Below are 13,061 nucleotides of genomic sequence, written 5' to 3'. Positions count from 1 at the left end.
GGGGGCGTTTTTCGATGGGAAGAGTCTTCTTCATAGTGGATGTTTTCGCACGTGGAAAATATTCGGGCAATCAGCTTGCGGTTTTTCTTAATGCAGGGGATCTTTCCGATGACGAGATGGGACTTATCGCAAGGGAGATGAACTATTCAGAGACGACTTTTATCACCTCAGACGAGGAGAAAAACGGTGGCTATGATGTTAGAATTTTCACTCCCGAGGCGGAAGTTCCGTTTGCTGGACACCCTACGCTCGGGACTGCTTACATTATAAGGGAAGAAATCATAGGGAAAGCGGTTAGGGAAGTAAAGCTTAACTTAAAAGTTGGGCAGATACCGGTTGTGTTCGGGGAAACGGGGGGAGAAGAAGTTCTCTGGATGAGGCAGAAACCACCGATCTTCGGTGAGATAATTGAGCGTGCGGTTATTTCAGATGTGCTTGGAATAGGTGAGAGCGACATAGATGAAAAGTTTCCTGTTCAGGAAGTTTCAACTGGTTTGCCATTTATAATCGTTCCTCTGAAAAGCTTGGGTGCCTTGAAGAGGATAAGGATAAATTTGGATAAGCTTTATAAGCTTATAGAAAAACTTGACGCTAAGCTGATATTGGCCTTTTGTCCAGAGGCGAGAGAAAGAGAAAGCGACCTGAGCGTTCGAGTTTTCGCTCACTATTATGGTGTCTCCGAAGATCCCGCAACGGGCAGTGGAAATGGTTGCCTTGCGGGTTATTTATGTAAATATCGCTATTTTGGCAGCGATGAGATAGATCTTAGGGTTGGACAGGGGCACGAAGTGAAAAGGCCGTCGCTGATTTATCTAAAAGCGAGGAAGAATGGTGAAAAAATAGATATATTTGTTGGAGGCAAGGTAGTAAAGATTGCTAAAGGTGTTTTCATATAATGGCATCATATGGTAAAATAGCCCTTTGGGAGCTTCCTTGATCGAAGGGAGGGATGAAAAAGGTGGGAGCTTATGTCGCAGTAACAATTTTATCATATCTGTTTTATTTAGTTTTAACAGCTGGTGGCGGGGACGTTGGACTTTGGAGCGTCAAGGAGCTGGTTATAGGGCTTCCGGTCGCAGTGATAGCTGGTTTGGCTGGAAGCAGGGTTTTTGGCGAATATGTTCCCGCATCCTTGTTAAATCCCTATAAGTGGGGTTTATTTATTTATTATGTCTGCGTGCCGTTTTTTACCGCAATGGCAAAGGCGAACATAGATGTCGCGATGAGGGTTATAACGGGAGAGATAAACCCGGGGATAGTCAAAATTAAAACGGGATTGAAGAAGGATATGGCTCTTACTCTTTTAGCTAATTCCATAACTTTAACTCCGGGTACGTTGAGCGTTGACGTTGATGAAAAGGAGAACGAGCTTTACGTCCACTGGATTGATGTTAAGACCACCACGCCGGAACCTAAGGATGTTTGCGGAACATTTCCCAAGTGGGCAAGGAGGATTGTGGAATGATGGAGATGACAAGCTGGTTTATGGCTGTAGGCGTTTTGTTGGTTATCTTTGGGTTCTTTGCGCTGGGAAGATCAGCTCTGGGACCTACCATTCCCGATAGGGTTGTAGGGCTGGACACGCTTAATACCTACGTTGTTGCTGCTATGATAGTGTTTGGAGCTGCGTTTGACGAGGTTATATATGTGGATATAGCGATAGTTTATGCCCTTCTGTCATTTATAACTACGCTGTTTATCGCTCGCTATATTGAAAGGGGGTTATAAAGCGATGGTTGGACTTATAATTCTATTTCTTATCATTGGTGTTGCCTTTAACTGCCTCGGTGCTATTGCTCTCTTTCGCTTTCCGGATGTGTATACCCGTCTTCATGGAGCCACTAAAACGACGACTTTTGGGTCCATATTTACCTCGCTTGGAGTTATAGTTTACGGATTTACAAAGTGGGCAGTTTCCGGTGAGGCGAGGTTTGGCGTCCTTGCCATTCATGCTATCGTTGCTCTTGTAGCTCTCCTTTTAACCAATCCCACTGGTGCACATGCTATAGCAAGGGCTGCTCACAGAAGCGGGGTTATGCCTAAGAGAGCCGTGGTTGATAGGTTAGCCGAAAAAGAAGGGAAGTGGTGAGAGATGGAATACTGGGCTCATTTCTTCACCTTGCTTGCTTTAGTTTTAGCCGCTTATCTCGCGGTTTTCCTGAGGAGCCTCATCGGCTCTGTTATAGCGCTTGCCGCCATGAGCCTTATCCTGTCGCTCGAGTTTTATCTCCTTCAGGCACCCGACGTTGCCATAGCGGAAGCTGGCATAGGAGCAGGGTTGACCACAGCCATATTCATATTCGCGCTGAGAGGGGTTAGGAGGGATTGAAGATGGGAAAGGCTTTAAAATGGGTTTCGTTTATATTCTTTTTCCTGGTAGTGATGTGGGGAGTTCTTACAATTCACCCTTTTGGAGAGCCTTTACAGACTGATATGGATGGATATTTCATCAAAAATGCTCAGAAGGAAGTTGCGGCGAATAATGTCGTTACCTCTATAGTGTTTGACTACCGTGGTTTTGATACGCTTGGAGAAGCTACGGTTCTTTTCACTGCGGTTGTTGGAGTAACTGCGGTATTCAGGGGAGTGATGAAAAAGTGAGAATGTCGAAGATAGTTAGAACCATAACTGCACTTATATTCTGGGGAGTTCTGGTCTTTGGATTTTATGTGGTCATACACGGGCATCTAACCCCTGGCGGAGGATTTCAGGGAGGAGCGGTTATAGCCTCCTCAACGGCGCTATTCTTAATTGCTTTTTCAAAGGAAGAATTCCTACGCAAGTACAAAGAAAAGCTTCTCTCCGTTATAGAGAGTAGCGGGTTATTGCTCTTCATATCCCTTGCCTTTCTTGGTATAGCTGCAACTTTCTTCTACAACTTTCTCGCCAATTCTGGAGGGATATTCGGAAATCCCGTCCCTCCTGGCATAAACAACGGGGATATAAATACTGCGGGGACGCTTCCTCCTATGAATGTGGCGGTTGGTCTCGAGGTTTTTGGAGGAATAAGCCTGATTCTCTTCTTTATGTTTCTTGGTATCTATCTCAAGATCGTTAGAAGGGAAAGCGAGGTGCATAAAGAGTGAAGTATATACCTTTTATCGCGGTTGCCCTTATGTTGGGGCTGGGCTTATACGCGATCCTGTTTAATAGGAATCTCATAAAGATCGCCATAGGCCTCACGATAGTTGAGTCTGCGGTTAACCTTTTTCTAATTACACTGGGATATGTTAAGGGAGCGGTAGCTCCGATATATACCATGGCTCCAGCGGGCAAGAAGATGGTTCTCCCAACTCCTCAAGCTTTGACCCTAACTGCCATAGTTATAGGTCTTGCTACCACTGCACTTTTACTCAGTCTTATCATTATGGCTTACAAACATTATGGGACTTTGGATGTTAGGGAAATGAGGAGACTGAGAGGGTGATGGGTATGGAGCATTTACCGATACTCGTAATAGCGATCCCTCTGTTTGCGGCCTTTTTGATTCCACTGATTAGCAAGCTTGGAGGAGGAAGATATGCCAAAGAGGGTTTAACGGTTGGTTCGCTCATTTTCTCTCTAATAGCAATGATCTTGCTATTTAAGAGAGTCGTTTCTCTTGGTCCTCAGATTTATGTTCTCGGTGCGATGCTTCCTTCGCTCTCCCTTCCTTCGGGGATGAAAATACCTATTAGAATCATCCTTGAGGTTGATGGGATGAGCGCTTTCATGGCGCTTTCCGGTACGATAGCTGCTCTTGCCGGAGCGATATATTCGATAGCCTTTTTGGAGAAGGAAACTGGTTCGGATAGATATTATATTCTTTTCCTGCTTATGGTAGTTGGTATGCTTGGGATGGAGCTCACCGGTGATGCCTTTAACTTCTTTGTATTTCTTGAGATATCTTCCATAGCTTCCTTTGCTCTGATAGCTTTCAGGTTTTATCAGGCTGAGTCTCTTGAGGCTTCTATAAAGTACATGGTAATCAGTAGCTTAGGGGCTATGTTTGTTCTTATAGCGGTTGGCTTTCTTTACGGCAAATACGATGCGCTTAACTTCGCAGCTATAGCTAAAAAGATGAGTTTCTCGTGGGCAGATAAAATAGCGCTTGCTCTTCTTCTGGTTTCACTTGCGATGAAGTGTGGAGCGGTTCCGCTTCACATGTGGCTCCCCGATGCGTATGCTGAGGCTCCCGCATCAGTTACGGCTGTTTTGGTTAGCGTTAGTCAGGCAAGTCTCTACGGTCTTTTCAGGGTTTGCTTCAGCTTATTTGGCGTTAAAATGTCAACTCTGACCGTTGGATGGATGGTCATAATTTTCGGGGTTTTATCTATGTTCATAGGAGTTACTATGGCTCTCGTTCAAAAGGAGATAAAGAGATTGATGGCGTTCCACGCTATCTCTCAGACGGGATACATGCTTCTCGGTGTGGGAGTGGGACTTGCAGTTCTTGGAAATCCCATAGCGCTAAAAAGCTATGGGATTATGGCTATGAAAGGTGGAATCTTTCACATAATAAATCATGCTATGTATAAGGGACTGCTCTTTTTAACCGCAGGAGCCATATTCTTCAGGGCAGGAACGAGAGATTTAAATAAGCTTGGGGGCTTGGCTCATAACATGCCGTGGACTACCGTGTACTTTATAATTGGAGCTGCTGCCATAGCAGGGTTACCCCCATTTAATGGATTTGCCTCCAAGCTTATGATATATGAGTCGGTTTACAGGTTTAACCCACTGCTTTCCATTATCGCCATGATAGTCAGCGTTCTTACTCTCGCTTCGTTCGTTAAGATATTCCAGAGCGCTTTTCTGGGACCTCAGCTACCTGAGTATAAGAATGTTAAGGAAGTGCCCAAGAGCATGTTAATCGGTATGGGAGTTTTGGCGTTTGTGGTTATCTTCTTCGGATTATTCCCCGATCTTATTGTCAAAAGCATAGTCGATCCAGCTGCAAAGGCGCTTGTGAATCAGGCATCTTATATATCTAAAGTAATGGGAGGGATGTAAGGATGACGCTCATAAAGACCGGTCAAGGATTTTGGGATCCTATAGTTTGGTTGGTTAGCGTAGCACTGGCAGCTATTATCGTCTACTGGATATGGAGCAAGGGTAGGAAGGATTACAGGAAGGGGACGGAGCAGGATAAGCCATTCTTGTGTGGCCATCCTGAGCCGGAGAAGGGAGAAGTTCACGTAAGAGCAAGCAATATATATTGGGGATTTGTTGAGGCGCTTAAAGGTTATTATGATCCCCTAATAGAGTCCCATACCGGTGTGCTGTCTGATTATGTTGGCTGGTTCATTGGAATACTTGCTCTCGTCAGCTTCATTATCCTGATCGTTTAGGGAGGGCGATAATATGATAAATGAGTATTTTCATAAATCTTTGTGGGTCTTTCATTTCAACAGCGGATCGTGCAATGGATGCGATATAGAAATACTGGCAGCTTTAATGCCTCGCCACGATCTGGAGAGATTTGGGATAAGGCTCGTTGGAACGCCGCGGCATGCGGATGTTCTTCTCGTTACAGGTCCAGTGACGAGGAAAATGGCAGATAAGCTCAAGAGAATTTATGAACAGGTTCCGGATCCCAAGGTCGTTATAGTAATAGGTAGCTGTGGAAGCACGGGTGGCGTCTTTTACGAATCTTATAATCTGCTTGGTCCTGTGGATAACATAATTCCTGTGGACGTTTACGTTCCGGGTTGCCCTCCACGTCCCGAAGCTATAATACACGGTGTCGTTAAGGCATGGGTCAAGCTTGAGAAACTGCGCAAGGGCGAGGAGGTGGCAGCTTAAAGATGAAGTTTCTCGAAGTCGAGGAACTCCTTTCGCTTCTTAGGGAGAGACTCGGGGATAGCTTTAAAAATGGGGAGATAAGGAGCTGGACATCTGGCGTTAAGAAGGTGGAGTGTAGAGAGCTATGGGTGGAGATCGATCCCAGGGCGCTGCCAGATTTCGTCAAAATTCTTATGGAGCTCGATGAAACTCCTCATGCAATGGTCGCTTCCGCCGAAGATTTGGGAGAGGAAATAGCGGTCTTATACCATCTTGCCATATATGGTGGAGATTTCAATAGGGAGATTCAAATCAATGTTAGAGTGAAGGTTCCGAAGGAGAATCCCAGGCTTCCTTGTATCAGTCATCTTATACCTGGAGCTTTGATAACCGAGCAGGAGAAGGAGGAGATGATTGGAGTAATATACGAGGATCTGCCGGAAAGGAGACATGTATTTCTTGCGGATGACTTCCCAGAGGGCATATATCCATGGAGAAGGGACGAGAAAGGGCCCGATTCTCTCGTCAGAAAGCTGAACGAAGTGAGGTGAATTTGAGGATGGCTAAAGCAAGCTATGGTTATAACATTCCGGTGGGACCCATTCATCCAGCCCTTAAGGAGCCTATAGAGTTTCAGTTTGAGATAGATGGAGAGAGGGTAAAAAGCGTTAGGATATATGCGGGGCAGGTTCATAGGGGAATAGAGTGGATGGGAATGCGTAGGAACCCTATTCAGAACCTATATCTCGCAGAAAGAATATGCGGTATCTGCTCTGTAACTCACTCCTTGGCTCTCGCTCTTGCGGTTGAGAGAGCCCTTAATATAGAGGTTCCGCCCCGTGCTCAATATATAAGACTTATAGTTGCTGAGCTTGAAAGGATTCATTCTCACCTTCTCTGGGCTGGTGTCGCTGCTCATGAGATAGGATTTGATTCTGCGTTTATGCTTATATGGAAGGTTAGAGAAAACGTCATGGATATATTGGAAAGGGTTACTGGAAACAGGGTAAATTACGCGATCGTTCAAATAGGGGGCGTTAGAAGAGACATAAAGAAGGAGGATTATCACGAGATAAGAAAATGTCTCGATTACTATAGAACGCTTTCTGAGAGGCTGAAGTTTTTACTGCTTGAGGATCCAACGGTTGCGTTAAGAACCCGAGATGTAGGAGTGTTGACAAGAGAAGAGGCTCTATCTTTGTGCGCAGTTGGTCCCACCTTAAGGGCATCTGGTGTCCCTAAGGATGTAAGACAGGATCAACCTTACATAGCCTATGCTGATCTCAGCGTGAGAGCGATAACGCCTGATATGTATACGGGAGAGGTAAAGGGCGATGTCTACGATAGAATAGTTGTGCGTTTGTTAGAGGTGGATCAGTCCGTAGATCTTATCGATAGAGCTTTAACGGAGATGCCGGAGGGCGATATACTGTACGAGAAGAATCTGGTTAAGCTTCTCGCTCTTATCAAGAGGGGAGAGGGGGAAGCGGTGGGAAGGCATGAAGCGCCTCGTGGAGAGGATGTTCACTATGTTAAGTTTGTTCCCGGCAGTGAGAATCTCGCGGTTTGGAAGGTTAGAGCTCCAACATACAATAATCTTCTTCCGTGGGTTCCTATGTTTAAAGATGCGGAGGTGGCAGATATACCCATTATAGTTGCTTCGACCGACCCGTGCCTGTCATGTTTGAATAGAGCTACCTTTATCTATCCTTCTGGCAGGAAGGAGGTTCTTACCCATAAGGAGCTTCATGAGCTAAGCGTTCGCAAAACGAGGAGGTTGAAGAAAAGATGATAGCTCTTAAGATTTTGTTGACGGTGCTTCTCTCTATATGGGTTATGTTCTTGGGGCTCTTATATAAAGGTATCGATAGAAAGATAGCGGCTCGCTTTCAGGCAAGGTATGGTCCTCCGATAATTCAGCCTTTCTATGATGTTATAAAACTTCTACAGAAGGAAAATATCGTGCCGGAAAACGCAGTTCCATGGATATTCAACGGCGCACCTTGGTTGGGGCTTCTTGCGGGGGTTAGCTTGCTCTTTTATCAGCCGATGGGAAGTCTTCCGCCTCTTCTGGGAGACAGAGGGGACATAATACTGATAATTTACCTCTTTACCGTTGCAGCTATCGCTCTGGTTGCAGGTGGATTTGCCTCCGGTTCTCCCTTTGCTACGGTTGGTGCTCAAAGAGAAATGGTGCTTTTGATGAGCTATGAGTTCCCTCTTTCTGCCGCTATAATAGCTCTGGCGTGGTATTACTCTAAGGTTTTCCCGAGTTTGCCTGCCTTTTCGCTTTATACCTATGTTGCGCATCCTGTGTGGTCGACTATGGGGGTTCTTGGAATACTGGGTGTGATTCTCATACTGATAACTATCTTTATAGTTGCTCCTGCTGAGCTTGGTAAAATACCGTTTGATATCGCGGAGGCTGAGACGGAAATAGCGGAAGGTATAATGGTGGAGTATTCGGGCAGAAACTATGCTCTCTTTTATATAGCTGATGGAGTCAAGACGCTTGCCATGACTGCGCTCATTGTAAATCTTTTCTTCCCTTGGAATATATCTTCTGCCCTTGGAATCTCAGGAGTTGGCGCTGGTATAATAGACTTTATTTTCTTCTGGCTTAAGGTACTGGCTCTCATGCTTATATCCATTACCTTGACCAGAGTAGCATTTGCCCGTCTAAAGGTAGATCAGGTTGCGAGACTATACTGGTTTCCTTTGCTTTTAACCAGTATGGTTGGATTGCTCCTTGTGGTTTGCGACTATCTGGTTTAGTTTTATGGGAGGTGTTTGCTCAAAATGGCTACTCCTATGATAGTTGAGCTCTTCAGGCAGCTTTTCGGAGGACCGGAGACTAATCTATTTCCGGCAAGGTATGCTCCCGATTCCATACTTGAATTTCTTGAGGGCGTTGAGAAGGGTCAGATAAAGATAGTTCCACCTGTAGAGACACCACCGGATTTCAGGGGTAAGATCGTTTATGATAGAGACAAGTGTATAGGCTGTAGACAATGTATAAGGGTATGTCCCGCGGATGCTATTGAGTTTATTCCCGAGGAGAAGAAGGTAAAGATATACATATCTCGTTGCTGCTTTTGCTCTCAGTGTAATGATATATGTCCCGTAAAGTGCCTTAATATGAGTCCAGAATTTCTGCTTTCGGATTACGACAAGTATTCAGAGGAGCTTATAGTGAAGTAATTTTATCGAAAGGGTTTTCAGAAACAAGTATATTAAGGAGCTTCCCTGCTCCAGAGAGAGCTTCTTTAGAAATAGGGCAACCCAAGGCAATCGCCTTGGGTTGTATTCCTATAAAAATGATGTTTTTTATTTCCTCTTTGAGAGCGTCTATTAAAAAGGCAAGCGAGAGCGTATGTGTGGAAAAATAGGTCAGTTTTGGTATAAGGGAGCGTGGTATAATTCTGAACTCACCTGGTGGCAGGTTCATCTCAGTAGCATCCACTATAACGAGCAGATCGGGTTTTTCCCTTCTTAGGAGGGACGAGAAGTTCTCAGGAGCGGTCCCAGCGTTTATTCCTCTCCAGCCTTTTTTGCCATTAATAGCTTCTGCAATCCACGGTCCTACGCTGTCATCTCCGAGGAGCTCATTTCCGACGCCGAGTAAGATTTTTTTCAGCTCGGGATCACCCCTTTCTTTTGATTAATAGGGTTATGAAAAGAAAGAAAGAAATACTTTCCGGCGCTCTTTTTATGATGATGGGCACCATGCTAAGCAGAATCCTCGGGCTCGTAAGAGAAAGCGTTATGGCATATCTTTTCGGTGCCACGCCGATATACGATGCTTTTCTGATAGCTTTTCTCGTTCCTAATCTGCTTCGCCAGCTTCTCGCTGAAGGTGCTTTAAGCTCTTCATTCATTCCGGTTTTCAATGAGCGTCTGGTTAAAGAAGGAAGAAATAGCGCATGGCGTTTATTTAATCTTCTTCTGTCCACGCTTTTGGTCTTATTTTTAGCGTTGCTTTTTATAGGATATCTTATACTTCCCTATTTGGTTAAAGGCTTAGCTCCCGGATTTTCTCCTCAGGTATATCACCTTTGCTTATCTCTCTCTAAAGTAACACTTCCATTTATAGCTTTTATAAGCTTCGCTGCGCTTTCGATGGGAATACTGAATTCCTTTGGGAATTTCTTTATCCCTGGAATAGCTCCTATATTTTTCAATATTTCAATTATAGCTCTCTCCCTTTTCTTTTACAAATCCCTTGGAATATATTCCGTTGCTTTGGGAGCTACAATTGGTGGCGCTCTTCAATGGATATTTCAAATGATATGGGTTAGAAAGCTCGGCTGGAAATTCCACCCGATTATAGATTTAAAAGATGAGGGGTTAAGAAAAATATGCTTGATGATGCTGCCTCTCACTCTTGGGTTGGCTATAAATCAAGTTCAGAATCTCGCTGATAAGATAATAGCATCTTTAATTTCTCCAGGTGGTATTTCGGTTTTAAACTATGCTTTTAGGCTTTATCAGCTTCCAATGGGAATTTTTGCCGTTTCCTTTTCCACGGTCGCTCTTCCCCTCCTTTCGAGAGATGCCCTTGCTGAAAGTATGGAAGAATTTGAGGAAACTCTCTCGTCAGCCTTAAAGCTTGCGCTTTTTGTGATGGTGCCTGCCTCAATCTTTCTTTTCCTTTTTTCCGGTGATCTGATAAAACTTATTTTCTATCGCGGTTCTTTTACGCACTGGGCTTTTAAGAATACCTCCATGACGCTGAAATTCTATTCTCTTGGACTTGCCTTCGCGGGCTTAACTCATATCTTGCTGAGGAGCTTTTACGCTCTTAAGAACACCAGAACCCCGGTTTTCATAAGTATTTTGGTTGTTTTTATCAATGTTATCCTTAACTTCCTATTTGGTAAAATTTTTGGTCCGCCAGGTCTTGCGCTAGCTACCTCGGTTGCTTTTGCCGTAAATTTTTGCTTGCTCAGATGGAAACTTCTTAGTTATTATAAGGTTAACTTTAGATTGGTCCGCTTCCTTGGGGTTTTGCTTTTTCCATCCGTAATTTTGGGGATCGCTCTGCTTTTTATAAACAGGCTTTTGGGAGGTCTAATTGGCGTTCTGTTGTCTTTTCCGATGGCATTAACATATATATGGATGTGCGAAAAACTGGGAATCGAGGAGGCTCGGGTATTTATAAACAGATTGCGAGGTCTTATCGGAAAGTAGGTGATGTACTCTGAGGAAATTTAGAGCGTATACCTCTTTTTCTCCTGAGCGAGCGCTTTTGCTCATCTTTATCTTAGCCATAGTAGTGGGGACGCTTCTCCTTAAGGGAAGTTGGGCAAGCAAAGGTATATCTTGGATAGATTCCCTTTTCACCGCCACATCTGCGGTTTGCGTTACCGGTCTCGTTGTCTGCGATACCGGATCTGATTTTACGGTATGGGGTCAGATCATAATTCTGATCCTTATTCAGATAGGCGGTCTCGGGATAATGAGCCTTTCGAGCGTTCTGGCTTATGCCTTAAGGGGAGAGGGAGAGCTGAGAATGAAACTTATAACTGCATATAGTTTGGGGAGAGAAAGCCCAAGCGGTGTAAAGGAAATCGTTAAAAAAGTGCTGATTTTTACCTTTATATTTGAGTTGCTGGGCTTTCTGCTTTTGGGAACCGGGCTTATTTTGAAGGGAGTGCCCGTAGGTAAAGCGCTTTATAGCGCTCTTTTTCATAGTATAAGTGCTTTTTGCAACGCGGGATTTTCCATTTATAGCTGGAATCTTATGGAGTTTAACAATTTTCCTTATCTTTTTAGCGTGGTGATGTTTCTTTTTATAGCTGGAGGACTTGGCTTTCCTGTCCTGACGGAAATTTGGGAGAGAGTTTTCGGAGGGAGGAAAAAGCTTAGTGCTTACTCCAAGGTGGTTATTTATTCCACCCTGTTTCTCGTATTGCTCGGAGCAGTTCTTCTTGAGCTTTTTAATATAGGCAATCCCGGCTTTGAGGGATTTTCGCCGTGGGAGAAATTCCTTATGTTTCTCTTTCATTCATCTACTCCGAGAACCGCGGGTTTTAATCTCGTTCCTCTGTGCTTCTTTTCTTCTCCTTCTTTGGTTCTTTTTTGCATCTTGATGATTATAGGGGCTTCTCCGGGTTCAACAGGGGGTGGTATAAAAACAACAACGATTGCGGTTCTTTTAGCTTCCGCTCTTAAGAATTTAATGGGAAGGGAGGAAACGAGGGTTTTTAATAAAAGAATTCCTTTTACTTCCGTGGAAAAGGCGTTGACCATAGCTCTTCTTTACTTAGTAGCCGCTTGGATAGGAAGTCTTATCATTTACGCGTTTCAGGGAAGAAACTATTTTGGGATAATGTTTGAATCTATTTCAGCGTTAAGCACGGTTGGTTTGTCCTTGGGAATAACGTCTCATCTTAAGGCAGGATCAAAGCTGGTGCTTGTCGTTCTTATGCTGTGGGGGAGAGTGGGAATTATCACCTTCGTTTGGGGATTAAGTAAGCGTAAAAGGGAACCCAGAATATCGTTCCCGGAAGAGCATATCCCGGTTGGATAAGGAGGGGAGTATTTTGGATAGAAAGAGCGTTATGGTAATAGGTTTGGGAAGGTTTGGTAGTGCTCTTGCCAGGAAGCTCGTGGAATTCGAGCAAAGGGTTATAGGAGTCGATAAGGTAAGAGCTCGGGTTGAGGAAATAGCGGATATAGTTGATATTGCGGTGCAGCTTGACTCTACTGATCCCGATGCGCTTATTAAAGCTGGCGTGAAGGAATGCGATGTTGCCGTAGTAACTATAGGGGAGAACATAGAAGCGAGCGTTTTAACGACTTCTATTTTGAGAGATCTTAAGGTTCCGCGGGTTATAGCGAGGGCTAATAACGTTCTTCATGCGAGAGTTTTAGCACGCGTTGGGGCTCATAGAGTTATTTTCCCTGAGAGGGACATGGGGCAAAGGCTCGCCGAGATAATAGTGCATCCATGGATAAGCGATTTTACGGCTTTGGGTGGCAAGTTCCTTATAGGTGAGCTTCCTGCTCCTAAGAGCTTGTGCGGGAAAACTTTGGCAGAGCTTAATTTCAGCTCAACCTACAACATAATAGTTCTTCTCGTTAGAAGGGGAGAGTCCTTTGTCTTTCCGCGTGGGAGTACACAGCTTCATGAGGGAGATAAGCTCATAGTTGCCGGCTTTCCGGAGGACATAAAGAAATTTAAGGAATTCTCTTAAAGATCCTTTGTTTTTAGTTGCATAGAGTGAGTTTTTGGTATCAATAAATTTTCGAATGCTTTTTATAGCTCTAGGAAATACATCTTTGCTACCTAAATA

The 13,061-nt window shown here is 44.3% G+C and carries 19 protein-coding genes; 18 read left to right on the top strand and 1 reads right to left on the bottom strand.

Annotated elements, in window-relative coordinates; genetic code table 11:
• Positions 1-14 precede the first annotated feature (14 nt).
• From J7M13_00655 to J7M13_00585, 15 genes are read left to right on the top strand one after another with little or no spacing between them, the layout of a single operon-like run.
• On the top strand, positions 15-896 hold the full coding sequence (locus J7M13_00655; GenBank protein MCD6362503.1) for a PhzF family phenazine biosynthesis protein: 882 nt from the start codon (positions 15-17) through the stop codon (positions 894-896).
• A gap of 53 nt (positions 897-949) precedes the next feature.
• Entirely contained in the window at positions 950-1,465 is a 516-nt protein-coding gene (locus J7M13_00650) for a Na+/H+ antiporter subunit E (protein MCD6362502.1), read from the top strand.
• The gene (locus J7M13_00645) at positions 1,462-1,728 is read left to right on the top strand and encodes a cation:proton antiporter (GenBank protein MCD6362501.1); all 267 of its coding nucleotides are present in this window, start codon (positions 1,462-1,464) and stop codon (positions 1,726-1,728) included. The genes J7M13_00650 and J7M13_00645 overlap by 4 nt, the downstream gene beginning before the upstream one ends.
• Before the next feature lie 4 nt (positions 1,729-1,732).
• The gene (locus J7M13_00640) at positions 1,733-2,089 is read left to right on the top strand and encodes a monovalent cation/H(+) antiporter subunit G (GenBank protein MCD6362500.1); all 357 of its coding nucleotides are present in this window, start codon (positions 1,733-1,735) and stop codon (positions 2,087-2,089) included.
• Positions 2,090-2,092: 3 nt separating this feature from the next.
• Positions 2,093-2,329 (top strand): DUF4040 domain-containing protein, encoded by a 237-nt coding sequence (locus J7M13_00635; protein ID MCD6362499.1) that lies wholly within the window; start codon positions 2,093-2,095, stop codon positions 2,327-2,329.
• Positions 2,330-2,331: 2 nt separating this feature from the next.
• On the top strand, positions 2,332-2,601 hold the full coding sequence (locus J7M13_00630; protein MCD6362498.1) for a hypothetical protein: 270 nt from the start codon (positions 2,332-2,334) through the stop codon (positions 2,599-2,601).
• A gap of 2 nt (positions 2,602-2,603) precedes the next feature.
• The gene (locus J7M13_00625) at positions 2,604-3,086 is read left to right on the top strand and encodes a sodium:proton antiporter (protein MCD6362497.1); all 483 of its coding nucleotides are present in this window, start codon (positions 2,604-2,606) and stop codon (positions 3,084-3,086) included.
• Positions 3,087-3,115: 29 nt separating this feature from the next.
• Positions 3,116-3,427, top strand: coding sequence for an NADH-quinone oxidoreductase subunit K (locus J7M13_00620; protein ID MCD6362496.1), 312 nt, complete (start codon positions 3,116-3,118; stop codon positions 3,425-3,427).
• Positions 3,427-4,992, top strand: coding sequence for an NADH:ubiquinone oxidoreductase (locus tag J7M13_00615; protein ID MCD6362495.1), 1,566 nt, complete (start codon positions 3,427-3,429; stop codon positions 4,990-4,992). The genes J7M13_00620 and J7M13_00615 overlap by 1 nt, the downstream gene beginning before the upstream one ends.
• A 2-nt stretch (positions 4,993-4,994) precedes the next feature.
• Positions 4,995-5,330, top strand: coding sequence for a hydrogenase (locus J7M13_00610; protein ID MCD6362494.1), 336 nt, complete (start codon positions 4,995-4,997; stop codon positions 5,328-5,330).
• A gap of 13 nt (positions 5,331-5,343) precedes the next feature.
• Complete coding sequence (locus J7M13_00605) at positions 5,344-5,784, top strand: NADH-quinone oxidoreductase subunit B family protein (protein MCD6362493.1); 441 nt, start codon at positions 5,344-5,346, stop codon at positions 5,782-5,784.
• 2 nt (positions 5,785-5,786) lie between these two features.
• Positions 5,787-6,314, top strand: coding sequence for an NADH-quinone oxidoreductase subunit C (locus J7M13_00600; GenBank protein MCD6362492.1), 528 nt, complete (start codon positions 5,787-5,789; stop codon positions 6,312-6,314).
• Positions 6,315-6,322: 8 nt separating this feature from the next.
• Positions 6,323-7,555 carry a nickel-dependent hydrogenase large subunit gene (locus tag J7M13_00595; GenBank protein MCD6362491.1) on the top strand — a complete coding sequence of 411 codons (1,233 nt, stop codon included), beginning with the start codon at positions 6,323-6,325 and terminating at the stop codon, positions 7,553-7,555.
• A complete protein-coding gene (locus tag J7M13_00590) occupies positions 7,552-8,538 on the top strand; it encodes an NADH-quinone oxidoreductase subunit H (GenBank protein ID MCD6362490.1) in 987 nt (328 codons plus the stop codon). The genes J7M13_00595 and J7M13_00590 overlap by 4 nt, the downstream gene beginning before the upstream one ends.
• A gap of 24 nt (positions 8,539-8,562) precedes the next feature.
• On the top strand, positions 8,563-8,964 hold the full coding sequence (locus tag J7M13_00585) for a 4Fe-4S binding protein (GenBank protein MCD6362489.1): 402 nt from the start codon (positions 8,563-8,565) through the stop codon (positions 8,962-8,964).
• Here J7M13_00585 and hycI read toward each other — a convergent pair.
• Positions 8,951-9,400, bottom strand: coding sequence for a hydrogenase maturation peptidase HycI (gene hycI / locus J7M13_00580; protein ID MCD6362488.1), 450 nt, complete (start codon positions 9,398-9,400; stop codon positions 8,951-8,953). The two genes, J7M13_00585 and hycI, sit on opposite strands and share 14 nt — an antisense overlap.
• A gap of 35 nt (positions 9,401-9,435) precedes the next feature.
• Between hycI and murJ the strand changes: the two genes are divergently transcribed.
• Genes murJ through J7M13_00565 form a run of 3 tightly spaced genes read left to right on the top strand, consistent with a single transcriptional unit; the run spans position 9,436 to position 12,962 of the window.
• Positions 9,436-10,953, top strand: a complete 1,518-nt coding sequence (murJ, locus tag J7M13_00575) for a murein biosynthesis integral membrane protein MurJ (protein MCD6362487.1) — start codon at positions 9,436-9,438, stop codon at positions 10,951-10,953.
• A gap of 58 nt (positions 10,954-11,011) precedes the next feature.
• Entirely contained in the window at positions 11,012-12,295 is a 1,284-nt protein-coding gene (locus tag J7M13_00570; protein ID MCD6362486.1) for a potassium transporter Trk, read from the top strand.
• Between the two features lie 10 nt (positions 12,296-12,305).
• On the top strand, positions 12,306-12,962 hold the full coding sequence (locus tag J7M13_00565; protein ID MCD6362485.1) for a TrkA family potassium uptake protein: 657 nt from the start codon (positions 12,306-12,308) through the stop codon (positions 12,960-12,962).
• Positions 12,963-13,061: the final 99 nt, after the last annotated feature.

Source organism: Synergistota bacterium, from assembly GCA_021159885.1.
In the GTDB taxonomy this organism is placed as follows: domain Bacteria; phylum Synergistota; class GBS-1; order GBS-1; family GBS-1; genus AUK310.
The sequence above is the reverse complement of the archived record's forward strand: the minus strand, read 5'-3'. Positions and strand labels throughout refer to the sequence as shown.

What these genes read in the sequence shown, in the direction of transcription:
- J7M13_00655 (MCD6362503.1), top strand. Translation starts at nt 15, where the DNA reads ATGGGAAGAGTCTTCTTCATAGTGGATGTTTTCGCACGTGGAAAATAT.
- J7M13_00650 (MCD6362502.1), top strand. Translation starts at nt 950, where the DNA reads ATGAAAAAGGTGGGAGCTTATGTCGCAGTAACAATTTTATCATATCTG.
- J7M13_00645 (MCD6362501.1), top strand. Translation starts at nt 1,462, where the DNA reads ATGATGGAGATGACAAGCTGGTTTATGGCTGTAGGCGTTTTGTTGGTT.
- J7M13_00640 (MCD6362500.1), top strand. Translation starts at nt 1,733, where the DNA reads ATGGTTGGACTTATAATTCTATTTCTTATCATTGGTGTTGCCTTTAAC.
- J7M13_00635 (MCD6362499.1), top strand. Translation starts at nt 2,093, where the DNA reads ATGGAATACTGGGCTCATTTCTTCACCTTGCTTGCTTTAGTTTTAGCC.
- J7M13_00630 (MCD6362498.1), top strand. Translation starts at nt 2,332, where the DNA reads ATGGGAAAGGCTTTAAAATGGGTTTCGTTTATATTCTTTTTCCTGGTA.
- J7M13_00625 (MCD6362497.1), top strand. Translation starts at nt 2,604, where the DNA reads ATGTCGAAGATAGTTAGAACCATAACTGCACTTATATTCTGGGGAGTT.
- J7M13_00620 (MCD6362496.1), top strand. Translation starts at nt 3,116, where the DNA reads ATGTTGGGGCTGGGCTTATACGCGATCCTGTTTAATAGGAATCTCATA.
- J7M13_00615 (MCD6362495.1), top strand. Translation starts at nt 3,427, where the DNA reads ATGGGTATGGAGCATTTACCGATACTCGTAATAGCGATCCCTCTGTTT.
- J7M13_00610 (MCD6362494.1), top strand. Translation starts at nt 4,995, where the DNA reads ATGACGCTCATAAAGACCGGTCAAGGATTTTGGGATCCTATAGTTTGG.
- J7M13_00605 (MCD6362493.1), top strand. Translation starts at nt 5,344, where the DNA reads ATGATAAATGAGTATTTTCATAAATCTTTGTGGGTCTTTCATTTCAAC.
- J7M13_00600 (MCD6362492.1), top strand. Translation starts at nt 5,787, where the DNA reads ATGAAGTTTCTCGAAGTCGAGGAACTCCTTTCGCTTCTTAGGGAGAGA.
- J7M13_00595 (MCD6362491.1), top strand. Translation starts at nt 6,323, where the DNA reads ATGGCTAAAGCAAGCTATGGTTATAACATTCCGGTGGGACCCATTCAT.
- J7M13_00590 (MCD6362490.1), top strand. Translation starts at nt 7,552, where the DNA reads ATGATAGCTCTTAAGATTTTGTTGACGGTGCTTCTCTCTATATGGGTT.
- J7M13_00585 (MCD6362489.1), top strand. Translation starts at nt 8,563, where the DNA reads ATGGCTACTCCTATGATAGTTGAGCTCTTCAGGCAGCTTTTCGGAGGA.
- murJ (MCD6362487.1), top strand. Translation starts at nt 9,436, where the DNA reads ATGAAAAGAAAGAAAGAAATACTTTCCGGCGCTCTTTTTATGATGATG.